The sequence below is a fragment of the Amycolatopsis aidingensis genome, from assembly GCF_018885265.1.
GTDB lineage: Bacteria > Actinomycetota > Actinomycetes > Mycobacteriales > Pseudonocardiaceae > Amycolatopsis > Amycolatopsis aidingensis.
In genome coordinates, this window is record NZ_CP076538.1 from 6,826,875 (window position 1) to 6,849,616 (window position 22,742).

16 protein-coding genes are annotated in these 22,742 nt (G+C 68.3%); 1 reads left to right on the top strand and 15 read right to left on the bottom strand.

Features of this window, described 5'->3' with window-relative positions; translation table 11 throughout:
- Nucleotides 1-181 precede the first annotated feature (181 nt).
- The 15 genes from KOI47_RS31245 to rplJ all read right to left on the bottom strand — a co-directional run bounded on the left by KOI47_RS31245 (nt 182) and on the right by rplJ (nt 21,422).
- Complete coding sequence (locus KOI47_RS31245) at nt 182-4,096, bottom strand: DNA-directed RNA polymerase subunit beta' (protein WP_216210515.1); 3,915 nt, start codon at nt 4,094-4,096, stop codon at nt 182-184.
- A gap of 91 nt (nt 4,097-4,187) precedes the next feature.
- Nucleotides 4,188-7,691, bottom strand: coding sequence for a DNA-directed RNA polymerase subunit beta (gene rpoB / locus KOI47_RS31250; RefSeq protein ID WP_216210516.1), 3,504 nt, complete (start codon nt 7,689-7,691; stop codon nt 4,188-4,190).
- Nucleotides 7,692-8,305: 614 nt separating this feature from the next.
- Nucleotides 8,306-9,268 carry an ICP22 family protein gene (locus KOI47_RS31255; protein WP_232376373.1) on the bottom strand — a complete coding sequence of 321 codons (963 nt, stop codon included), beginning with the start codon at nt 9,266-9,268 and terminating at the stop codon, nt 8,306-8,308.
- A 111-nt stretch (nt 9,269-9,379) separates the two neighbouring features.
- Nucleotides 9,380-10,117 carry a hypothetical protein gene (locus tag KOI47_RS31260; RefSeq protein WP_232376374.1) on the bottom strand — a complete coding sequence of 246 codons (738 nt, stop codon included), beginning with the start codon at nt 10,115-10,117 and terminating at the stop codon, nt 9,380-9,382.
- A gap of 36 nt (nt 10,118-10,153) precedes the next feature.
- The gene (locus KOI47_RS31265) at nt 10,154-11,434 is read right to left on the bottom strand and encodes an MCE family protein (RefSeq protein WP_216210520.1); all 1,281 of its coding nucleotides are present in this window, start codon (nt 11,432-11,434) and stop codon (nt 10,154-10,156) included.
- On the bottom strand, nt 11,434-12,669 hold the full coding sequence (locus tag KOI47_RS31270; RefSeq protein WP_216210522.1) for an MCE family protein: 1,236 nt from the start codon (nt 12,667-12,669) through the stop codon (nt 11,434-11,436). Before KOI47_RS31270 ends, KOI47_RS31265 begins: the two co-directional genes overlap by 1 nt.
- A complete protein-coding gene (locus KOI47_RS31275) occupies nt 12,669-13,859 on the bottom strand; it encodes an MCE family protein (RefSeq protein ID WP_216210524.1) in 1,191 nt (396 codons plus the stop codon). Before KOI47_RS31275 ends, KOI47_RS31270 begins: the two co-directional genes overlap by 1 nt.
- On the bottom strand, nt 13,856-14,842 hold the full coding sequence (locus KOI47_RS31280) for an MCE family protein (protein ID WP_216210526.1): 987 nt from the start codon (nt 14,840-14,842) through the stop codon (nt 13,856-13,858). Before KOI47_RS31280 ends, KOI47_RS31275 begins: the two co-directional genes overlap by 4 nt.
- 91 nt (nt 14,843-14,933) lie before the next feature.
- The gene (locus KOI47_RS31285; RefSeq protein ID WP_216217684.1) at nt 14,934-15,956 is read right to left on the bottom strand and encodes an MCE family protein; all 1,023 of its coding nucleotides are present in this window, start codon (nt 15,954-15,956) and stop codon (nt 14,934-14,936) included.
- 2 nt (nt 15,957-15,958) lie between these two features.
- Entirely contained in the window at nt 15,959-17,287 is a 1,329-nt protein-coding gene (locus tag KOI47_RS31290; protein WP_216210527.1) for an MCE family protein, read from the bottom strand.
- Nucleotides 17,284-18,132: an MlaE family ABC transporter permease gene (locus KOI47_RS31295; protein WP_216210529.1), complete on the bottom strand. Its 849-nt coding sequence runs from the start codon at nt 18,130-18,132 to the stop codon at nt 17,284-17,286. Before KOI47_RS31295 ends, KOI47_RS31290 begins: the two co-directional genes overlap by 4 nt.
- A 4-nt stretch (nt 18,133-18,136) precedes the next feature.
- Nucleotides 18,137-18,931, bottom strand: a complete 795-nt coding sequence (locus tag KOI47_RS31300) for an MlaE family ABC transporter permease (RefSeq protein ID WP_216210531.1) — start codon at nt 18,929-18,931, stop codon at nt 18,137-18,139.
- Nucleotides 18,928-20,136 carry an ABC transporter ATP-binding protein gene (locus tag KOI47_RS31305; protein ID WP_216210533.1) on the bottom strand — a complete coding sequence of 403 codons (1,209 nt, stop codon included), beginning with the start codon at nt 20,134-20,136 and terminating at the stop codon, nt 18,928-18,930. The genes KOI47_RS31300 and KOI47_RS31305 overlap by 4 nt, the downstream gene beginning before the upstream one ends.
- A 310-nt stretch (nt 20,137-20,446) precedes the next feature.
- Entirely contained in the window at nt 20,447-20,836 is a 390-nt protein-coding gene (rplL, locus tag KOI47_RS31310; RefSeq protein ID WP_216210535.1) for a 50S ribosomal protein L7/L12, read from the bottom strand.
- A 46-nt stretch (nt 20,837-20,882) separates the two neighbouring features.
- On the bottom strand, nt 20,883-21,422 hold the full coding sequence (gene rplJ / locus KOI47_RS31315) for a 50S ribosomal protein L10 (RefSeq protein ID WP_216210538.1): 540 nt from the start codon (nt 21,420-21,422) through the stop codon (nt 20,883-20,885).
- A 395-nt stretch (nt 21,423-21,817) separates the two neighbouring features.
- Between rplJ and KOI47_RS31320 the strand changes: the two genes are divergently transcribed.
- A complete protein-coding gene (locus KOI47_RS31320) occupies nt 21,818-22,723 on the top strand; it encodes a hypothetical protein (RefSeq protein WP_216210540.1) in 906 nt (301 codons plus the stop codon).
- The last annotated feature ends 19 nt before the right edge of the window (nt 22,724-22,742 follow it).

Here is a 22,742-nt window from a genome sequence, read left to right on the forward strand (position 1 = left end):
CTGTCCCGAAGCTCCACCCTTCGGCTACCCCCGCGCGCCTCGGCGACTACATTTCGCCCGCTAAACGCACCTCCCGGAGCCCCACCTGGCTGCGTTCTGCCCGCTAAACGCACTTCGTGGGGGCATGAAGAGAGCCCTCGGCCGCGGTGGCCGAGGGCTCTCGGTGGAGGGGTAGGGCGGGTTAGCGGAAGTCGCGGCCGAAGTCGTAGTCGTCCAGCGGCACCGCGGCACCCGTGCCGGTACCGAACACGTCCGGGGTGTAGTAGCCGTCGTCGTAGGACGGGATGGCGTACGCGGCCACCCTGGCCTCCTCGGTCGGCTGCACCTGGATGTTGCGGTACCTGTTGATCCCGGTACCGGCCGGGATCAACTTACCGATGATCACGTTCTCCTTCAGGCCGACCAGCTTGTCGCTGCGGCCGTTGATCGCCGCGTCGGTCAGGACCCGCGTGGTCTCCTGGAACGACGCAGCCGACAGCCAGGAGTCGGTGGTCAGCGAGGCCTTCGTGATGCCCATCAGCACCGGACGACCGGATGCGGGCTCGCCGCCCTCGGCCACCGCGGCCCGGTTGGTCGACTCGAACTTGGTCCGCTCGGGCAGCTCGCCGGGCAGGAAGTCGGTCGCACCGGAGTCGATGATCGTCACCCGGCGCAGCATCTGCCGGACGATGACCTCGATGTGCTTGTCGTGGATGGACACACCCTGCGCCCGGTACACCTTCTGCACCTCGTCCACCAGGTGGATCTGCGCCTCGCGCGGGCCCATCACGCGCAGCACCTCGTGCGGGTCCGGGGTGCCTTCCAGCAGCTGCTGCCCGACCGCGACGTGGTCGCCGTCCGCCAGCGGGCGCCCCTCGGGGGTGATCGCCAGCCGCTGCCGCTTGGACAGCTTGTCGAAGACGATCTCCTCGCTGCCGTCGTCCGGCACCAGCGTGATCTTCCAGTACCGCTCGCTCTCCTCGATGCGCACCCGGCCATCGACGTCGGCGATCGGCGCCTTGCCCTTCGGCACCCTGGCCTCGAACAGCTCGGTGACACGGGGCAGACCCGTGGTGATGTCGTCACCGGCGACACCACCCTGGTGGAAGGTACGCATGGTCAGCTGGGTACCGGGCTCACCGATGGACTGGGCGGCGACGATACCCACGGCCTCGCCGACGTCCACCAGCTTGCCAGTGGCCATCGACCGGCCGTAGCAGGTCGCGCACACACCCACGGCGGACTCGCAGGTCAGCACGCTGCGGACCTTGGCCTTGGCGATCCCGCTGGAGATCAGCTTCTCGATCGCGGGGTCGCCGAGATCGTCACCCGCGTTCAGCACCACATTGCCCTTGGCGTCCACCGCGTCCGCGGCGAGCGCACGGGCGTACACGCTGGTCTCCACGTGCTCGGCACTCAGCACCCTGCCGTCCGGCAGCTCGTCGGCGATCCGCATGTTGATGCCGCGGCTGGTGCCACAGTCCCGCTCCCGGACGATGACGTCCTGGGAGACGTCCACCAGGCGCCGGGTCAGGTAACCCGAGTCCGCGGTCCGCAGCGCGGTGTCCGCCAGACCCTTCCGGGCGCCGTGGGTGGCGATGAAGTACTCCGCCACGGACAGGCCCTCCCGGAAGTTGGCCTTGATCGGGCGCGGGATGTACTCACCCTTCGGGTTGGACACCAGGCCACGCATACCGGCCAGCGAGCGGACCTGGGTCATGTTGCCCGCCGCCCCGGACTTCACGATCATCGAGATCGGGTTGTCCTCGGGGAAGTGGTCCTCCATGACCTTGGCGACGTCCTCCGTCGCCTGCGCCCACACCTTGACCAGCTCGTTGTTGCGCTCGGCGTGCGAGAGCTGGCCGCGCTGGTAGCGCTTCTCCACCTGGCTGGCCTTGCCCTCGTACTCGTCCAGGATGCGCTTCTTGTCCTCGGGCACCAGCACGTCGGAGATCGCCACGGTGACACCGGACCGGGTGGCCCAGTAGAACCCGGCGTCCTTGAGCCGGTCCAGGGTCTGCGCGACCTGGGTCATCGAGTACCGCTCGGCGAGGTCGTTCACGATGGCCGCCTGCCGCTTCTTCGGCAGCGGCTCGTTCACGAACGGGTAGTCCGCAGGCAGCAGCTCGTTGAACAGCACCCGGCCGAGGGTGGTCTCGGCCAGCCACGGCTGACCGGGCTCCCAGCCCTTCTCGGCGAGCTTCGGCTCGTCGGCCTTGGCAGGCTGGCGGTCGTTGACCCGGATCTTCACCGGGGCGTGCAGGCCGATCTGGTGCATATCGAAGGCCATGATGGCCTCGGCGGGCGAGGAGAACGCCTGGCCGGCACCGGCCGCGTTCTCGTCCACCCTGGTCAGGTGGTACAGCCCGGTCACCATGTCCAGCCGCGGCATGGCCAGCGGGCGCCCAGAGGCCGGCGACAGGATGTTGTTCGCCGACAGCATCAGGATCCGCGCCTCGGCCTGCGCCTCCGCGGACAGCGGGAGGTGCACGGCCATCTGGTCACCGTCGAAGTCCGCGTTGAACGCCTCGCAGACCAGCGGGTGCAGCTGGATGGCCTTACCCTCCACCAGCTGCGGCTCGAAGGCCTGGATACCCAGCCGGTGCAGGGTCGGCGCCCGGTTCAGCATCACAGGGTGGCCGGTGATGACCTCCTCCAGCACGTCCCACACCGCGGGCCGGGCCCGCTCCACCATCCGCTTGGCGGACTTGATGTTCTGCGCGTGGTTGAGGTCCACCAGCCGCTTCATCACGAAGGGCTTGAACAGCTCCAGCGCCATGTCCTTCGGCAGCCCGCACTGGTGCAGCTTCAGCGTCGGGCCGACGATGATCACCGAACGGCCGGAGTAGTCCACGCGCTTACCGAGCAGGTTCTGCCGGAACCGGCCCTGCTTACCCTTCAGCAGGTCGGAAAGCGACTTCAGCGGCCGGTTGCCGGGGCCGGTCACCGGGCGCCCGCGGCGGCCGTTGTCGAACAGCGCGTCCACGGCCTCCTGCAGCATCCGCTTCTCGTTGTTCACGATGATCTCGGGCGCGCCGAGGTCGATCAGCCGCTTCAGCCGGTTGTTCCGGTTGATCACCCTGCGGTACAGGTCGTTCAGGTCGGAGGTGGCGAACCGGCCACCGTCCAGCTGCACCATCGGGCGCAGCTCCGGCGGGATCACCGGCACCGCGTCCAGCACCATGCCGCGCGGGTCGTTGTTGGTGGACTGGAACGCGGACACGACCTTGAGCCGCTTGAGCGCGCGGAGCTTCTTCTGCCCCTTCCCGCTGCGGATGGTCTCGCGCAGGCTCTCCGCCTCGGCGTCCACATCGAACTCGGTGGCCAGCTTCTGGATGGCCTCCGCGCCCATGCCGCCGGTGAAGTACTCGCCGTAGCGGTCCACCAGTTCGCGGTACAGCACCTCGTCCACGACCAGCTGCCGCGGCTCCAGCTTGGTGAAGGTGGACCAGACCTCCTCGAGCCGGTCCAGCTCACGCTGCGCCCGGTCGCGGATCTGGCGCATCTCGCGCTCGCCGCCCTCCTTGACCTTGCGGCGGACGTCGGACTTGGCGCCCTCGCCCTCCAGCTCGGCCAGGTCGGCCTCGAGCTTCTGCGCCCGCTCCTCGATGTCGGAGTCGCGCTTGGCCTCGATGTTCTTGCGCTCCACGCCGATCTCGTTCTCCAGCGTGGGCAGGTCGTTGTGCCGCAGCTCGGTGTTCACACTGGTGATCACGTAGGCCGCGAAGTAGATGATCTTCTCGAGGTCCTTCGGGGCCAGGTCCAGCAGGTAGCCCAGCCGCGAGGGCACGCCCTTGAAGTACCAGATGTGCGTGACCGGGGCGGCCAGCTCGATGTGGCCCATCCGCTCGCGGCGCACCTCGGCGCGGGTCACCTCGACGCCGCAGCGCTCGCAGACGATGCCCTTGAACCGGACCCGCTTGTACTTGCCGCAGTAGCACTCCCAGTCCCGGGTCGGACCGAAGATCTTCTCGCAGAAGAGCCCATCCTTCTCCGGCTTGAGGGTGCGGTAGTTGATGGTCTCCGGCTTCTTCACCTCGCCGAAGCTCCACTGGCGAATGTCGTCCGCGGTAGCGAGGCCGATCCGGAGTTCGTCGAAGAAATTGACGTCCAGCACGTCGTTGCATCCCCTTGGGGTTGAGTCGGGCTAGGGGTCGGCTACCTGAGTGGGGGCACGCGGGAGGAGTGCCCCCACTCAGGCGGCTGGGTCATTGAACGACGTCGTCCACCGAGGGCGACTCGTTGCGGGACAGGTTGATGCCGAGGTTGGCGGCGGCCCGCTCCAGGTCCTCGTCGTCCGAGCCACGCATCTCGATCGCGGCCCCGTCGCTGGAGAGCACCTCCACGTTCAGGCACAGCGACTGCAGCTCCTTGAGCAGCACCTTGAAGGACTCCGGCACGCCGGGGTCGGGCATGTTCTCGCCCTTGACGATGGCCTCGTAGACCTTCACCCGGCCGAGCTTGTCGTCCGACTTGATGGTGAGCAGCTCCTGCAGCGTGTACGCCGCGCCGTAGGCCTGCATCGCCCAGCACTCCATCTCACCGAAGCGCTGGCCACCGAACTGGGCCTTACCGCCGAGCGGCTGCTGGGTGATCATCGAGTACGGACCGGTGGACCGGGCGTGGATCTTGTCGTCCACCATGTGGTGCAGCTTCAGGATGTACATGTAGCCGACCGCCACCGGGTACGGGAACGGCTCGCCGGAGCGGCCGTCCAGCAGCGTCGCCTTGCCATCCGGCTGGACCATCCGGTCGCCGTCCCGGTTCGGCTTGGTGCAGCCGAGCAGCCCGGTGAGCTCCTCCTCCTTGGCGCCGTCGAACACCGGGGTCGCGGTGTTCGTGCCGGGTGCCACGTCGAAGAGGTCCTCGGGCAGGCTCTTCGCCCAGTCCGGGTTGCCCTCGATCTTCCAGCCCTGTGAGGCCAGCCAGCCCAGATGCAGCTCCAGGATCTGGCCGATGTTCATCCTTCGCGGCACACCGTGGGTGTTCAGCACGATGTCGACCGGGGTGCCGTCCTCCATGAACGGCATGTCCTCGACCGGCAGGATCTTGCCGATGACGCCCTTGTTGCCGTGCCTGCCTGCGAGCTTGTCGCCGTCCTGGATCTTGCTCTTCTTCGCCACGTAGACCCGGACCAGCTCGTTCACCCCAGGGGGCAGCTCGTCGTCGTCCTCGCGGGAGAACACCCGGATGCCGATGACCTTGCCGGTCTCGCCGTGCGGGACCTTCAGCGAGGTGTCCCTGACCTCGCGGGCCTTCTCGCCGAAGATCGCGCGCAGCAGCCGCTCCTCAGGGGTCAGCTCGGTCTCACCCTTCGGGGTGACCTTACCGACCAGGATGTCGCCGTCCCTGACCTCGGCGCCGATCCGGATGATGCCGCGCTCGTCCAGGTCCGCGAGGACCTCCTCGGAGACGTTCGGGATGTCCCTGGTGATCTCCTCGGCACCGAGCTTGGTGTCCCGGGCGTCGATCTCGTGCTCCTCGATGTGGATCGAGGTGAGCACGTCGTCCTGGACCAGCCGCTGCGAGATGACGATGGCGTCCTCGTAGTTGTGGCCCTCCCAGGGCATGACCGCGACCAGCAGGTTCTTGCCGAGCGCCATCTCACCCTGTTCGGTGGACGGCCCGTCCGCGATGACCTGGCCCTTCTCCACCCGGTCACCCTCGGCCACCACCGGCCGGTGGTTGTAGCAGGTGCCTGCGTTGGAGCGGCGGAACTTGTACAGCCCGTAGCTCTTGCGGCTGCCGTCGTCGTGCATCACCACGACCAGGTCGGCGGAGACCTCCTCGACCACCCCGGCCTGCTCGGCGACCAGCACGTCCCCGGCGTCCACCGCGGCGGTCAGCTCCACCCCGGTGCCCACCAGCGGGGCCTCGTTGCGCAGCAGCGGCACCGCCTGGCGCTGCATGTTCGCACCCATCAGCGCGCGGTTGGCGTCGTCGTGCTCGAGGAAGGGGATCATGGCCGTCGCCACCGACACCATCTGCCGCGGCGAGACGTCCATGTAGTCCACTTCCAGCGGGTCGATCAGCTCGACCTCGCCGCCCTTGCGGCGACCGAGGACCTTGTCCTCGACGAAGTAGCCGTCCGCGTCCACCGGCGCGTTGGCCTGCGCCTTGACGAAGCGGTCCTCCTCGTCCGCGGTCAGGTAGTCGACCTGGTCGGTGACCTGGCCCTCGACCACCTTGCGGTACGGGGTCTCGATGAACCCGAAGGGGTTGACCCGCCCGTAGGAGCACAGCGAGCCGATCAGGCCGATGTTCGGGCCTTCCGGCGTCTCGATCGGGCACATCCGGCCGTAGTGGCTAGGGTGCACGTCCCGGACGTCCATGCCGGCGCGCTCCCTGGACAGCCCGCCGGGGCCCAGCGCCGAGAGGCGGCGCTTGTGGGTGAGCCCGGACAGCGGGTTGTTCTGGTCCATGAACTGGGACAGCTGGGAGGTGCCGAAGAACTCCCGGATCGCCGCGGTGACCGGGCGGATGTTGATCAGGGTCTGCGGCGTGATCGCCTCGACGTCCTGGGTCGTCATCCGCTCCCGGACCACGCGCTCCATCCGGGAAAGACCGACCCGGATCTGGTTCTGGATCAGCTCGCCGACGGTGCGCAGCCTGCGGTTGCCGAAGTGGTCGATGTCATCGGTCTCCACCGGGACGGTGACCGCGTCCTCACCGGTGCCGGTGGTCATCTTGTCCTCGCCCGCGTGCAGCCGGACCAGGTACTCGATGGTGGTGACGATGTCCTCTTCGGTGAGCGTGCCCGTGTCGTAGGGCAGGCTCAGGCCGAGCTTCTTGTTCAGCTTGTACCGGCCGACCTTGGCCAGGTCGTAGCGCTTGTCCTTGAAGAACAGGTTCTCCAGCAGGGTCTGCGCGCTCTCCTTGGTCGGCGGCTCGCCGGGGCGCAGCTTGCGGTAGATGTCCAGCAGCGCCTCGTCGGTGCCCGCGGTGTGGTCCTTCTCCAGGGTGGCCAGCAGCGTCTCGGAGAAGGAGAACCGCTCCCGGATGGCCTCGGCGGTCCAGCCAAGCGCCTTCAGCAGCACGGTGACCGGCTGGCGGCGTTTGCGGTCGATCCGCACCCCGACGGTGTCCCGCTTGTCGACGTCGAACTCGAGCCACGCACCCCGGCTCGGGATGATCTTGACGCTGAAGACGTCCTTGTCCGTCGTCTTGTCGACGGCCTGGTCGTAGTAGACACCGGGCGAGCGCACGAGCTGCGAGACGACCACGCGCTCGGTGCCGTTGATGATGAAGGTGCCCTTGTCGGTCATCACGGGGAAGTCGCCCATGAAGACCGTCTGGCTCTTGATCTCACCGGTGTTGTTGTTGACGAACTCGGCGGTCACGAACAGCGGCGCCGCGTAGGTCATGTCCTTGTCCTTGCACTCCTCGACCGAGGCCTTCACCTCGTCGAAGCGCGGGTCGGAGAAGGAGAGGGACATGGAGCCGGAGAAATCCTCCACCGGCGAGATCTCGTTGAGAACTTCCTCGAGACCGCCGGTCGGGTTCTCCTCGCCCTCGTTGACGCGACGCTCGAACCACGCCTCGTCACCGGTGAACCATTCGAACGAACGGATCTGCACATCAAGCAGGTTGGGAGTGCTCAGCGGCTCGCGAATCTTCGCGAAGGAGACCCGGGTGGGGGCTCCGGGAATTCCCGTTGACGTGGATGCCGAGGTGGTCGCAGCAGTGGCCTGGTTCGCGGGAGAGACTGCCAAGATGCGTCCTTCCGGGGACATAGCGGTTGCGCAGCCGCGTTAGCAACTGGTAACACGAGCTGTCAAGGGTGCGGTGGTGCCGACCATCGTAACTACCGTGTCAGGGCAGCATGAAAGTGGGCAGCGCAAAGAAGCAGTCTAGCCCCGAAGACAGCATCTGTCGAGGGGGCTCGCCAGATGGCGCCCAGCCTCGATGGCTCGTCTTCCGGCTCGCCTCCCGCATGAGCGATGCCGCTGGCAGTAAGCGTGACCTCCATGCGTCCGGGAGTCAAGCGTCCACGCGCCGTACCCGCCCGGTTGGACCAGTACCGGATCGGTCAGCCTGCACCCCGGAACCGGCATCGTGCCTCGTCCAGGGCCTCATACCGGGCCCAGCGCCGCCGCTATGCGACGAACTCGAGGAAATTCCGTGCCCGGGACACGCCCCCGGAGGGCTCCTCCCCCGCGCGGACCAACCGGGGTGCCTGCCCGGTGGAGCCGGGCAGCCGTGGGCCGCACAGGTCCGCTCACTACCCCGAGCAGGGTCCAGGGACAGAGCACCGCACGGCACAGCATGGACGAAAGCTGTGACCAATCTCACTATCGAACGAGAATTGTTCGCGGACGAACAATTCTCAGGAACAGGAAGGCAGTTCCTCGTTCGGGTCGGGCTCCGGTTCCTGGGTGTAGGTGTCCAGACCGGTGATCTTCCACTGCCCGTCCCGCAGTTCGGTGGTAACCGAAAGCTGCGAGCCACCGGCCGAGCTCTTGTTCTGATCGGTCCTGGTGGAGGTCTGGTCCACGAACACCAGCACCTTCGCCCGGTCCCCGTCGAGCATGATCACAGCGGCCCTGGTGACCTTGGTGGTCACCACCATCTTCTGTTCCGGCGCGAGCCGTTTCACCTCGGCGAACTGCCGCTGGTACTGGCCGCACACCTCGTCGTTGACCAGCAGTTCCTGCGCCGCCTGCTCGGTCTTGGCGATGTCGTTGAAGTCGTAGGAGAACAGCTTCTCGACCGCCGCGCTGACCTCCTGCTCGACCTGCGCGGTACGCGCCACATCCACCAGCGCCGTGTTGTTGGTCGCGGCACTCACCTGGTTGCCCTCCATCCGGAAGTACACGGCAAGGGCTGCGAAGGCCAGCGCGGCCACCAGCAGCAGCGCAGCCAGCCGGAACAGGGAGCGGCGCGAGCGGCGCGGCTTCGCCGCGGGCTCGGCGCCGTCCGTGGAATCCGCCTCCGCCGCGCCGTCCGAGCCTTCCTGGTGGCTCTCGGTCCGCTCGGCGTGCTCCGCCTGCTGCTCGGCCTCCTCGGTGGAGGACGGTTTCGGCGCGCCCTCGTCCCTGGCCTTGCGGCGCGGGCTCGGCCGCGGCCGGTCCCTGGCGGGCTCCGGCTCCCCGGTGAGTGCGTCCACCTGCTCGACCTCGGCCTCTTCAGTGCCGGTCTCCGGCTCGGCCTCGGCCTGCGGTTCCGGTTCCGGCTCCGCGGTCGACGGCTGCTCCTCGGGCGGCTGTTCGGGGGCCTCCTGCTCGTCCTCGGCCGGACGAGGGCGGGGACGCGGGCTCGGGCCGGTGCCAGGCTTGTTCAGCCCGGCCACGCGGGGCCTGCGCGACGGCCCACTGCCCGGAGGCTTGCGACGGGAGGATGACAACACTGGCTCCGATCTGACTGTTGCTGCGCCTGCGAACGCCCGCGGTCGCCGGGTTCGTTACTGCCCCGCGCCGATCACCGGCACCTGGCTGATCCCGGAGACCTTCCACACCTGGTCGCCGCCCTCGTCGACCCTGCTCATCTCGACCTCGATCCGCATCGGCTTGACGCTGGTCTGGTCGCCCTTCGTCACCTCGACCTGGATGGCGGCGAGGAAGCGGGCCTTGCCCTCGTGGTCGTTCAGCTCGTCCACGGCGAGGTCCAGCACCGTGGTGTTGGCGACCGTCTTCGCCTCCAGCATCTGCTTCTTGTTCGACTCGCGGGCGTTGTTGATCTGTTCGGCGAGCTCGTCGGTCGAGACGGCGACCGAACGGTCGAAGAACTGGTCGGGCTTGTTGTAGTCCAGCTCGGTGAAGGCCTTGACCGCGGAGCTGCCCACCCGGATCACCTCCTCGCGGGCCTGCGCGAGGTCGATGTTGTCGTCGGCGGCCGCGCTCCACCACTGCACGCCGAACACACCCGCGGTCACCAGCGCCGCCACCGCCAGCGCCCCGGCGGCGAACACCAGGCGCTTGGGCAGCTTGTCGTCCCGCCCGGCGTCCTGCCCGGACCCGGCATCGGCGGTGTCCCCGGTGTCCTCGGTGCCCTGGGCATCCTCGGACGCCTCGGGCTCCTCGGACGCCGCGGTGTCTTCGGTTTCCGCGGTCCGTTCAGCGGCCGTGGTGGCGGACTCCGCGGCCGGGGTCTCGGCCGGGTCCTCCTCGGCCCGCTCGGGCCGCTGCTCGTCGGAACTCATGAAACTCCAGAGTAGGTAGGCGGTGTCAGATGCCTGTCAACCCGGCAACCCGAGCAGCCTGGGTAGACCCATTCGGGTGAGCGCCGGGCCGCCCGCGGGCCCGGGCACGCCGCGCAGGGAGGCGAGTTGCTCCTCCGGCCGGTTCTTGTTCGCCTCCACCTGCTCATCGCTCGGCAACTGGGGGACGCCGTGGTACGGAACGTTCTGCGACCCGCGCACACTGATCGGGCTGCCCTGCGGCTCGGCGCAGTAGGCCTCGCTGTCCGGCGGGCGGGGGGTGGTGTTCGAACCTGCCCGGTAGCCGTCCTCGCCCTCCAGCTCGGCCTGCGCCCTCGGGTAACCCTTGGTGCAGGTCGGCGGGTCGAAGAAGTTCAGCGCCAGCCCGAGATGCGCGGTCCCGTCCCCCGGCGCCACGGTCTGTGCACCCACGCTGAGCAGCGGGTAGGTCACCAGCATCTGCTCCAGTCCGTCCTGCCGGGGCTCGATCAGGTTCGAGGTGGTGAGCAGGTTCGCCAGCAGCGCGCCGAGGCCGGGCCCCGACTCGGCGATCACCTCGCTGACCTGGTTGGCCACCTGCGGGGTGATCCCGATCAGCTGCCGGATGTCGGCGTCGGAGTTCTTCAGCGTCTCGCTCAGCTTGTTCAGGTCGCTGCTGAACGACTTCATCGAGCCGGCCAGGTCGTTCTGCGTGCGCAGCACCGTCCCGCCCTGCTCGATCAGGGTGACCGTCTCCGGAAGGTACTCCTGCGCGCTGCGGGTGAACGAGCGCGCGGTGTCCATCAGGATCTGCAGGTCCTGGCCGGTGCCGGAGAAGGCATCATAGGACTCGTCGACCACGGTGCGCAGCGAGTCGGTCGGCACCGAGGCGGCCAGGCTGTCCAGGTCCTCGACGACCTCGGCGGTGCTGACCGGGGTCTTGGTCTTCTCCGCGGGGATCACCGAGCCATCCTCGAGGAACGGCCCGCCGGGTGAGGCCGGCTGCAGGTCGACGTACTGCTCCCCGACCGCCGACCGGTTGGCGACCACGGCCCGCAGGTCGGTCGGCACCGGCGGGGTGTCCGGTTCGATGTCCAGGGCGGCTTCCAGGCCGGTTCTGGTCAGCCGGAGCTCGCCGACCCGGCCGATGTTGTACCCGCGGTAGGTGACCTCGGCGTTGGAGAAGATGCCACCGGAGGAGTCCAGCTGCAGCCGCACGGTGTACCCGCCCGCGCCGAACGCTCGCTCTACATCGGTGAACCGGATCAGCGCGTACACCACGGCCACTACCGAGATGATCGCGAAGGCGACGAGCTGGAGCCTCGTCCTGCGTACCAACATCAGCCGACACCCCCTGCGCCACCGGAAAGGACGTCGAAGATCCCGGCGACCCCGGTCTGCTGCTGTTGCTGTTGTTGCTGCTGCGGCTGGCCGCCCTGGCCCTGCTGCTGCCGGGCCTGGGTGCCCGCGGCCTCGTCACCGGGCAGCGGCAACGGTGGCGGGGCGCCGGGCTGCTCACCCTCCTGGCTGGGCACCAGGTCGCCGACGATCGGCAGCTTGTTGCGGCTGCGGCCCAGGTTGGCCATGACCTCGGCGAGATTCAGGTCGATCTTGGCGTACAGGTTGAAGTAGTCACCCTTCACGCCGTCCACCGCCGCGTCGTTGAACGGGAAGGTGAACAGCACCTCCAGTGCCTTCGGCAGGTCCGAACCGGCCTCGCCCAGCTTGCGCAGGGTGGGCAGCAGCGCCCGCAGGTTCGCCACCAGGTCCTCCTGGCTGCGGTTGACCGTGTCCACCGCGACCGCCGACAGGTCCTCCAACGCCTGCAACATGGTGACCAGCTGGCCGCGTTGCTGCTCGAGCACCTGCAACCCGGGGGCGAGGTTGTCGATCGCGTGCGCGATCGTGTCCCGCTGCCGGTTCAGCGTGCTGGCCAGCCGGTTCAGCCCGTCCAGCGCGCGGGTGATCGAGTCCGACTGCTCGTCCAGGCTGCTGACCAGCTCCTCCGCGTGGTCCAGCAGCGCCTTGATGCTCTGCTCGTTGCCCTCGGTGACGTTGTTCAGTTCCTTGGTGATGGTGTTCAGCTGCTCCACGCCGCCGCCGTTGAGCAGCATGGACAGCGCGCCGAGCACCTCCTCCACCTCGACGTTGCGGTTGGTCCGCTCGATCGGGATCCGGGCCCCGTCCTCGAGCTTGCCCACCGCCTCCTGCTGCGGCGGCGGGGTGAGCTCGACGTACTTCTCGCCGAGCAGGCTGGACTGGCGCAGGTTCGCCAGCGCGTTGGCCGGTAGGTCGACCTTCCCGTTCACCAGCAGGGTGACCTCGGCGGTCCAGCCACCGTCGGTCAGCCCGATGCGCTCCACCCTGCCGACCGCCACCTCGTTCACCTTGACCCCGGCCTGGGGCACCAGGTCCAGCACGTTCCGGAACTCGACCTCGACCCGGTAGGGGTCCTCGCCGAGGTCGGCACCGCCGGGTAGCGGGACGTCGTAGATACCGGTGAAGTCGCTGCAACCGCTCACGGTCAACAGTCCGCCCGCACACAGCAGGGCGGCCACCTTGCGCCGCAGGGCCATCACTGACCACCTCCCTGTGGCGTGCCGTAGAGCGCGCCTGCGATCGGCAACGGCAGCGGGGGCAGCTGGCGGTGCTCCAGCGCGTAGATGGTCTGCGCCACCGAGGGCAGCGGGACAAGGCCGTCCAGCACCGGCGCCAGGGTGCCGCAGGTGTCGCCGAGGAAGTCCAGCGCCTCCGGGGTCTGCTTGAGCAGGTTGCAGATCATCACGATCGGCGGCTGGGTGAGCTCGTTCAGGTTGGCCCGCGCGTCCAGCGTGCCGGAGGAGGCGTTGTAGCTGTTCACCACGTTGCCAAGGGCGACAGGCGCGACATCGAGGATCTCGGCCAGCGAGGCGCGCTGCTCGACCAGCACCCTGGTCACGCTCGCCAGTTTGTCCACATTGGACTTCACCTTGGCGCGGTTGTCCTCGATGAACTGGCGTACCGAGCCCAGCGTGCTGCCCAGCTGGCGCACGGTGGTGGCCAGGTTCTCCCGCTCGCTGGCGAGGAACCCGCTGACATCGGCCAGCTGGCGCTCGAACTGCCGCACCTGCCCGTCGCTCTGCGCCAGGGTGGTGGAGAAGTCCCCGAGGTTCTGGATGGTGGCGAACAGGTCCTGCGAGTTGCCGGAGAGGGTGCCCGCGGCCTGCCCGAGCTTCTTGATGGTGTTGTGCAGCTGCTTGCCGTTGCCGTCGAAGTTCTCCGCCAGGGTGTCCAGCAGCCTGGTCAGCGAACCGTCCTTGTTCGCCCCCTCCGGGCCAAGCGACTCGCTCACCCGGCTCAGGCTGGCGTAGAGCTCGTCCACCTCGAGCGGGACCGCGGTGCGCTCCATCGGGATGACCGTGCCCTCGGCCATGGCCGGCCCGCCGGTGTAGGCGGGGGTGAACTGCACGTACCGGTCGGAGACCAGGGACGGCGCGACGATCACCGCCCGCGCGCCCGCGGGCACGTCCACCGCGCGGTCGTACTCCAGTTCCACCTTGACCCGGTCGCCGAGCGGCTGGACGTCGGTGACCGTGCCGGTCTTCACGCCAAGCACCCGGACGTCGTTGCCCTCGTACAGGCCGACCGTGGTGGGGAAGAACGCGGTGGCGTGCTTGGTGTTGGCGTCCCGCAGGGTCCACCACAGGCCGCCTGCCACCACGAGCAGCAGCACGCAGGCGATGGCCAGCCAGCGGTAGACGCTCTGTCCGAAGCGGGTGTCCGTCATGATGCGTTACACCCCTCCTCGTTCAGTGGCCCGACCGAGGGCAGCAGCAGGCCGCAGATGTAGTTGTCGAACCAGCGCCCGTTGCCGATGGTGTTGTTGAACAGGCGCAGGAACGGGGCGTACTGCTTGAGCCCCTCGCCGAGGGCGTCCTGGTTGCGCTGCAGCATCGTGGTGAGCTGGTCGAGCTGATCCAGTACCGGCCCGAGCTGCTCGTTGTTGTCGTCGATCAGCCCCTGCAGCTCGGTGGAAAGGGTCTGGGTCCCCTGCAGCAGGGTGCTGATCGCCTGCTTGCGCCGGGAGATCTCCCGCAGCAGCTGGTTTCCGTCCTCGATCAGCTTCTTGACCTGGGCATCCCGGTCGGCGAGCGTCCCGCTGATCTGCCGGGTGTTGGCCAGCAGCGCGGCCAGCTTGTTGTCCCGCTTGGCGATGGTCTCGGACAGCTGGGAGAGCCCGGTGAGCGCGCCGCGCACGTCGTCCGGGGTGTCCGAGAGCGTCTCGGACAGCACGTCGAAGCTCTGTGCCAGCTGGTCGGTGTCGATCTCGTCCACCGTGGTGGACAGCCCGCGGAAGGCCTCGAGCACGTCGTAGGGCGCGGTGGTGCGCTCCAGCGGGATCGTTTCGGCCGGGCGCAACGGCCGCTGCCCCACCGGGTCCAGCGCGACGTACTTCTGTCCCAGCAGCGTCTTGATCTTGATCATCGCGTTGGTGCGGTCGCCGAGCCAGGCGTCCTTCACCTGGAAGGAGACCCGGACCCGGTCACCGTTCAGCTCGATATCCGAGACCTTGCCGACCTTGATCCCGGCGATCCGGACCTCGTCGTCCGGTTGCAGCCCGGCCGCCTCGCTGAAGTCCGCGGTGTAGGTGGTGCCGGAGCCGATCAGCGGCAGGTCGTCGGAGTTCAGCGCGGCGACCATGCCGAGCACGATCACGGTGATGCCGACCAGCGCGATCGGGATCGGGTTGCGTTTCTGGAAGGACTTCATGCCCACCTCCGCGCTGTCGCAACAGGTGAGTAGGGGCGCGCGCCCCGGCCGAAGGCCAGCCCGCGTGCTGGAGGAAGACACTGAAAGGACTTCATGCCCCGCACCTCTCCCTGGTGGTGGGCAGCACCGGCAGGTTGATCGGCTCGTTGATCAGCGGCGGCAGCGCGATACTGCCCTCGGCCGAGCACAGGTAGAAGTTGAACCACGAGCCGTAGTCGGCGGTGCGCGCCATGCTGGCGGCCTTCTCCGGGAGGAACTGGATGAAGTGCTCGACCAGCGGTTCGTCCTTGTTCAGGTTGCCGACCAGGGTGCCCAGCGCGTCGATGTCCTGTTTGAGCGGCTGCCTGGCCTCGGCCAGCAACCCGGAGGTGGTCTCGGCGAGGCCGCCCAGCGCGTCGATCGCGTCCCCGATCGGCTCGCTGTCCTGTGCGAGGCCGGAGACCAGCTGCTGCAGCCTGCTGATCAGGTCGGTCAGCTGCGGGGTACGGGCGTTCACCGTGTCCAGCACGCCGTTCAGGTTGTCGATCAGCTCGCCGATCACCTGGTCCTTCTGCGCGATCTTGGTGGTCAGCGAGGCGGTGTGCGCGAGCAGGCTCTCCACCGTGCCGCCCTCACCCTGCAGCACCTGGATGATCTGCCGGGAAAGGGTGTTCACGTCCTCCGGGGACAGGGCGGTGAACAGCGGTTTGAACCCGTTGAACAGCTCGGTCAGGTCGAGCGCGGGCGTGGTCCGCTCGATCGGGATGTTGCCGCCCGGTTCGAGCAGCTTGTTCGGATCGCCCTCGCCCTGGCCGAGCGCGAGGTACCGCTGGCCGACAAGGTTGCGGAACTTGACCGCCGCGGTCACCCCCGCGGGCAGCTTGCGGCCGGAGTCCACGGCGAACTCCACCTCGGCCTGGCGCCGGTCCACGATCCGCACGTCCTCCACCTGGCCGACCCGCACGCCCGCGATCCGCACGTCGTCATTGGGCAGCAGCAGGGTCACATCGGAGAACCGGGCGGTGTAGCTCCTGGTGTCGCTCAGGTTCAGGTTGGCGATGCTGATCCCGAGTACCGCGGTGAACAGCACGGTGACCACGATGAAGATGGTGAGCTTGACCAGCGGCGCGACGATTTTCACTCGAAGCTCACCTCCGCCCCGCGGTACAGCGGCCCGACCAGCAGGCCGCTCCAGCCGGGCACCTCGGCCGGGTCCATCCCGACCTGCGGGCCGACCAGCTGGGAAAGGAAATCGTGCTCGGCCGGAGTGTAGGCGGGGCTACCGGCCACGGCGCCGCCCCCACTGGCGACCTTCTCGGCGTTGGCTGGCGGCAGCAGGCCGTCGTTCACCGAGCGGGCGGCGGGCGGCTGCGAGGTGCCGTCCTTGATCGGCCCCTCCGGCGGGTGCTGCGGGAACGGTTGCGGGTAGTCGTCCATGGCGTAGCAACGCGGGCCGCGCTTGTCGTTGAACTCGGGCTCGTCAACGCCCGCCTTGTACGGCCCGCGGGTGTTGGTGATCTCCAGGGTGGCGTGCAGGCCCGGCTTGTCGGTGCCCTTACCGAAGACGGTGTTCAGCTTGGGCACCAGGTCGGCCATCTGCCCGATCACGCAGGGGTACTCGGGCGCGTACTTGGCGAGCAGTTCCGCGGTCGGCCGGGCCGAGTCGCCGAGCCGGATCAGGTTCTCCGCGTTCGCGGCCAGGAAGGAGCGCAGGTCGGTGGAGGCCTGGGTGAGATTGCCGTACAGCGCCTGCAGGTTGCCCCGCTGGTCGACCACGGTCTGCGAGGTGGTGGTCAGGTTGTCCAGGGTCTGCACCAGGTCGGGCGCGGCGTCGCTGAGGTTGTGCGAGAAATCCGCCAGCTCGCGCAGGTTTTCCTGCAGCTGCGGCACATGCGGGTTCAGGTCGCCGAGGTAGCGGCCCAGTTCGGACAACGTCTGGCCGAGCGGCTTGCCCCTGCCCTGCAACGAGGTGGAGATCGCGGACAGGGTGCTGGACAGCTTCTGCGGCTGCACGGCCTGCAGCACCGGCAGCAGGTGCTCGAACGCCTGGGACAGCTCCACCGCGGCCGAGCTGCGGTCCTGCGGGATCACGTCCCCGTCGGTGAGCCGCTGCTGCGCGGGATCGTCCGGGATCTGCAGCGCGACGTACCGCTCACCGAACAGGGTCTTCGGCAGGAACCGCGCCGAGACGTTCTGCGGGATCAGATCCGCGGACTCCGGGTCCAGCCGCAGCGTGAGCTCGGCGCCGGTGGAGGTGGCGGCCACGTCGTACACGGTGCCGACGATCAGCCCGCGCACCTTGACATCGGACTGCCGGTCGAGCTGGTTGCCCACCTTGTCCGCGCGCAGCTTCACGGTGACGAAGTCGGTGAACGCCTTGTTGTACATCGCGATGCTGAGCGAGACCAGGCCCACCATGACGATGACGAAACCAAGGCCGAGCAGCCGGCGGGTGACTGTCCTCATCCTGCGATCCTCACCGTCGTCGTGGTGCCCCAGATGGCGAAGCCGATGAAGAAGTTCACGATGGCCACCGTGACGATCGTGGTGCGCACGGCCCTGCCGACCGCCACGCCGACGCCCGCGGGGCCGCCGCTGGCGCGGTACCCGTAGTAGCAGTGCGACAGGATGATGAACACCGCGAAGATCAGCACTTTCGCGAAGGAGATGAACACGTCCTGCGGGGGTAAGAACAGATTGAAGTAATGGTCATAGGTTCCCGCGGACTGGCCGTAGAAATACACCGTGACGACTCGTGATCCGAAATAGGAGACCACGAGGCCGATGATGTACAGCGGGATCACCGCGATGAACCCGGCGATGATCCGGGTGGTGACCAGGTACGGCAGGCTGGGCACGCCCATCACCTCCAGCGCGTCGATCTCCTCGGAGATGCGCATCGCGCCAAGCTGCGCGGTGAAGCCCGCGCCGACCGTCGCGGACAGCGCGAGCCCGGCCACCAGCGGGGCGATCTCGCGCGTGTTGATGTACGCGGAGGCGAACCCGGCGAACGCGGCCGTGCCGATCTGGTCCAGTGCGGCGTAGCCCTGCAGGCCGACGACGATGCCGGTGAACACGGTGAGGCCGACCATCACGCCGACCGTGCCGCCGATCACGGCGAGCGCACCGGAGCCGAAGCTGACCTCGGCCAGCAGCCGCATGGTCTCGCGCAGGTACCTGCGCACCGCGCGGGGAACCCAGGCCAGCGCCTTGACATAGAAGGCGAGCTGGTCGCCGAGCTGGTCCAGGATGCCCAACGGGGCGTCCACCGCCCTGCGGGCCCGCCTGCCGATCGAGCTGAGGAGGGTCATGCGATCAACTCCCCTTCGGCGGCACGATCTGCAGGTACAGCAGCGTGAGGATGAAGTTGACGAAGAACAGCAGCAGGAAGGTGATCACCACGGACTGGTTCACCGCGTCGCCGACGCCCTTCGGTCCCGGCGGCGGGTTCAGCCCGCGGTAGGCGGCGACGATCCCGGCGATGAACCCGAAGATCACCGCCTTGATCTCGCTGATCCACAGGTCCGGCAGCTGGGCGAGCGCGGAGAAGCTGGCCAGGTAGGCACCGGGGGTCCCACCCTGCAGCACCACGTTGAAGAAGTAGCCGCCGAGCACCCCGATCACGCTGACCACGCCGTTGAGCAGGACGGCGACCAGCATGCAGGCCAGCACCCTCGGCACGATCAGCCGCTGCACCGCGGAGACGCCGAGCACCTCCATGGCGTCGATCTCCTCGCGGATCGTGCGCGCGCCGATGTCCGCGCAGAGCGCGGAGCCGCCCGCGCCGGCGACCAGCAGCGCGGTCACGATCGGCGCCGCCTGCTGGATGATCGCCAGCACGCTGGCCGCGCCGATGAACGACTCCGCACCGAGCTGGGTGATCAGCGACCCGAGTTGCAGCGCGACCAGCGCGCCGAACGGGATGGACACCAGCGCGGTCGGCAGGATCGTGACGCTCGCGATGAACCAGGACTGCTGGATGAACTCCCGCACCTGGAACGGTCGCTGGAAGATTCCGCGCGCGACGTCGAGACCGAGGGCGAACAGCTTCCCGGTCTCACGCAGCATTCCGATGCCGGGAACTTTGGCCGGGGTGGCCGCTGAGCTCATGAGCCACCCTGGCCGGGATCTCGCGGCCGCATCCTGGAGTTACCACTCGGTCTGGGCCGGGTCGGGCCGTCGCCCGGCTCGCGCCAGCCCGAGTCGGGCAGGTCGGCGACCTGCTGGGCAGGCAGCTCCCCGGAGTGCTGGCCGTGCCCCGGCGTCGGCAGTGGCTGGGTGGCCTGGTGCCCTGCGCCGACCAGGTGGTGCGGGCGGACACCGTAGTGCCGCTGCTCCTCGGGGGTCAGCGACTCGATGATGCCCTCCTGCGCCGCGGGCGGCAGGGTGTGCAGGATCTTCATCACCCGGTCCTTGCGGCGGCGCACGCCCATCCGCTCCGGCATGCCGGGGGTGGGCTCGATCTGCGGCACGATGCCGCGCACGTCCTCGGTGGACCCGTCGTGGTGCCCGGCGTCGGCCTGTGCCTGCTCGCGGGCCATCTGCGCGGAGTCCTTCTCCTCCGACATCCCGATCGGGCCGATCCGCCTGCCGTTCAGGAACTGCTCGACCACCGGTTCGTCGCTGGTGAGCAGGACCTCGCGCGGACCGAACATCACCAGTTCCTTGCGGAACAGCATGCCAAGGTTGTCCGGGACGGTGCGGGCGACGTTGATGTTGTGCGTAACGATCAGGATGGTGGCGTCGATCTGCGCGTTCAGGTCGATCAGCAGCTGGGAGAGGTAGGCCGTGCGGACCGGGTCGAGGCCGGAGTCCGGCTCGTCGCACAGGATGATCTCCGGGTCCAGCACCAGCGCCCGCGCCAGCCCGGCGCGCTTGCGCATCCCGCCGGAGATCTCGCCGGGCAGTTTCTTCTCGGCCCCGGACAGACCGGTCATTTCCAGCTTTTCCAGCACGATCCGCTTGATCTCGGATTCGGATTTCTTGGTGTGCTCGCGCAGCGGAAAGGCGACGTTGTCGTAGAGGTTCATCGAGCCGAACAGGGCACCGTCCTGGAACAGCACTCCGAACAGCTTCCGCGTCTCGTAGAGCTTGTGCTCGGAGCAGGTGACGATGTCCACCCCGTTGACCACGCAGCGGCCGTGGTCCGGCTTCAGCAGCCCGATCATGGACTTGAGGAACACGGATTTGCCGGTGCCCGAGGGACCGAGCATGACCGACACCTCGCCGGGCGGGAGCGTCAGCGTCACATCCCGCCAGATGGCCTGCTTGCCGAAGGACTTGGACAGACCCTCGATGACCACCTCGGCACCCATCGCACCTCCCGGAGACAAGTTCGGTGTCGACTTCCCACACCCGGCTGGTTCACCCGGTGTCGCAGCAGGTCACGGCACACTCCGATACCCGTGTCAACCAGGTGCAACGAGCTGGGTGCGAACAGGTTACTCACCAGTTTTCCCGGTGACCACAGACTGGGTGGTCCTTTTCGGGGTTGTGACCTACTCCGGCGACCGCAGCACGGTAGCCCAGATGCGCCGCCAGCGCAGCCCCGGAAAGCACGAGGCGGGCACCCGGATCGGATGCCCGCCTCGTCGGTTGCGCAGTGCGCGAGTTACCTGGTGGAGGTCACTTGACCGAGACCGAGGCCCCGGCCTCCTCCAGCTTGGCCTTGGCGGCCTCGGCGGCCTCCTTGTCGACCTTCTCCAGCAGCGGCTTCGGCACGCCCTCGACCATCTCCTTGGCCTCCTTCAGGCCGAGGCCGGAGACGACCTCGCGGACGACCTTGATGACCTGGATCTTCTTGTCGCCAGCGCCCTCGAGGATGACGTCGAACTCGTCCTGCTCCTCCTCGACCGGGGCGGCCTCGCCACCAGCGGCGGGGCCGGCGACCACGGCGGCCGGGGCGGCCGCGGTGACGTCGAAGGTCTCCTCGAACTTCTTCACGAAGTCCGACAGCTCGAGCAGCGTCAGCTCCTTGAACGCGTCGAGCAGTTCGTCGGTGCTCATCTTCGCCATGGTGGCGTTCCTTCCTTGTTGGTCGGCTCTGGTGGGGTGGTGTGGCTCAGCTCTCGGCCGGTGCGTCACCGGACTCGCGCTGCTTCTCTTCCAGCGCAGCGGCCAGGCGGGCGACCTGGGACGCGGGCTCGTTGAACATGGCGGCTGCCTGGGACAGCTTCGCCTTGAACGCGCCCGCGGCCTTGGAAAGCAGCACCTCGCGGCTCTCCAGGTCGGCGAGCTTCTGGATCTCCTCGACGGTGATCGGACGGCCATCCATGTAGCCGCCCTTGATCACCAGGGCGTTGTGCTCCTTCGCGAAGTCCTTGAGCACCTTCGCGGCCTCGACCGGATCATCCTCGACGAAGGTGATCGCGGTCGGGCCGACGAAGAGGTCGTCCATCCCCTCGATGCCCGCGTCCTCGACGGCACGCTTGACGAGGGTGTTCTTCGCGACCCGGTACTTGGCACTCGAGCCGAGGGCGCGGCGCAGCTTGCCGAGCTGAGACACCGAAAGGCCGGTGTACTCGGTGACGACGGTTGCCGAGGCGTTGCGGAACCGGTCCGCGATCTCGGCGACGGCCGCTACCTTGTCAGGCTTCGCCATGGCCGCCTCCTCTCTTGGCTAAGGACCGCCGGTGAAGGAGCCAGAGACGACGAAACGCCCCAGCGCAGCAGGCGCGGGGCGTCGGAGCGCGCGTGGTTGTGACACGCGCGGGCGTGGCCTCGTTCCTCCTGCGCGGGCCGCCCGCCGTGCTGCGGGACCTTCGTTCCCGGTGCCGAGTGGTACCGGGAAGACCAGCGGTCTTCGGTAGAACCGTCGTCCAGCATACGCCACCCCACCGCGCCCCTGCCCCACCCCTCCCCGGACTACGTTTCGCGGGCGAAACGTAGTCCGCCGGGGCCCGGGAGGTGCGTTTAGCGGGCAAACCGCACTCTGCGGGGTACGTTTCGCGGGCTAACCGTCGCCCGGGGGCCACGATCAGTACCAGAGCAGGCATCATGGGTCACGTGGCTGAACAGCGACCGGACGAGCAGCCGGGCCCGGAGGGGCAGCCGGCAGGCGAGCCCACGTCCTCGGGTGACCTGGAACCCGCCCGGCGCGCCACCCCGCCCGCGGCCGAGTCGATCGATCCCGAACAGTTCCGCCAGTTCCAGCAGTTTCAGCAGTTCCAGGACTTCCTGCGGTACCAGGAGGCACAGCAACAGCCACCGCAGCAGGCGGGCCCGCTGGTACCGGGCCAAGGGCAGGGCCAGCCACCGGTGCCGCCGCCCCCACCGGGGCAACTCGTGCCCGCCGAGTCGCCCGGACCGCAGCGGCCGAAGGTGCCGGGGTGGCTGCGCTGGCTCGGCAAGAAGCTGCTCGGCTGGCTGATCTTCTTCCTGCTCCTCGCGCTGGCGCTGACCTGGGCGTACAACTACCTGTTCGGCAGCGAGGACGAGGGGCTGCCCGCGCACGAGATGGGCGGCGGCACCTACAAGACCAACGAGATCCTGTCCTCGCAGCCCTACGAGGCGGTGCGTCAGGTCTACGACGCGATCGCGCAGGAGGACCCGAGGACCGGCGAACCACTGGTCGACCAGGCCTGTGGCCGGTTCGCCGAGGCGACCCAGGCGCAGTTCGCGGCGAACATGGGGTACCCGGACTGCCGCCAGGCCGTGCTGGCGCTACACGAGCAGGTCACCCACGTCAACGACTATGCCGAGTCGATGCCCTCGCACCGGGCCGAACCCATCGAGGGGAACACCGTGCGGATCAGTTCCTGCGCGGACAGCTGGAGCGGCATCCACGGCGGCCCCGCGCTCGGCGCGTTCACCCTGACGAAGGTGGAGAAGGGGCAGTGGCTGATCACCGGTCACCGCAGCGAGCCGCAGCCCTGCCCGGAGCCCACCCCGACCACCAATTAATAAGTGGCCCGGTTCCCCG